1 pseudogene is annotated in these 831 nt (G+C 39.5%); it reads right to left on the bottom strand.

The annotated features are described in order from the left end of the window. A pseudogene (locus AB4589_RS25670) lies at nucleotides 1-831 on the bottom strand (hypothetical protein); the annotation flags it as partial.

The raw sequence follows: 831 nt of genomic DNA, 5'->3' as shown, positions 1-831 counted from the left end.
ACCTTGAAAAACGCCGCTAATGTCAAACTGAAATGCTTTTGACACATGAATTTTTGGAGTTAAGATTTCCCTCAGCTCAATAATTAGCGATGTTGTAAGACCATCACGTTTTAATCTATCAATCCAACGATAAAGATCCATATCATGTGAATGATTTGTAACACGGTTAGTCAATAACATCCTCCAGAGTATCCGCATGGAATCATCGGGAATCGCATTTGGTGAATCGTTTTTAATCTTTTCGAGTTCACTAGCATCAAGCCCATCGTATCGATCAAGCTTTTGTTCAACCAAACGTATAAATTGGGAGTTCAATTTTCCGCTATTAGAGATGAGCCAAAACACCAACTGAGGTTCATTCAAATGTCTTGTCATCCATTGAGCCAAACAATGCATAACATTGTCCCAATTATAAGTCGGGTAACTGCTTTCCCTAATAGACATCCAATCGCTTAGGTGCAAAGGAGCAGGCCTATCCGTAAGACTAAACTTAATATCACTATTACCTTCAATACATTCTCGCGCTATTCCAAAACGAGAAAAATCCTTCTCAGTAAAACGTCTTTCCGAAAATGCCTTCAACCATGATATAGATGGGCATGGATTAAACTCTGCAAACCGCTTAGCAGGTAAACCTGAAGGATCAGAAAGCGCCCAAATAACCCTTCCAAGGTAATCATCGTCAACAGTACTTTGAGTTGGTTGAGATAGCGCATATTTAGTAATGATACTTTCTTTCCCTGATGCCCCTTCAGTATAAGTATCCGCCCACGCTTTCAATGTTTCATGTAATTTAGAGTGGTCGTGAGTATTAGTGATCTGCACCAGAAG

The sequence above is a fragment of the Vibrio sp. 10N.222.49.A3 genome, assembly GCF_041475145.1.
GTDB classification, from domain to species: Bacteria; Pseudomonadota; Gammaproteobacteria; order Enterobacterales; family Vibrionaceae; genus Vibrio; species Vibrio tasmaniensis_A.
Note: the sequence above shows the minus strand (reverse complement) of the source record. Positions and strands in the feature narration are given on the sequence as shown.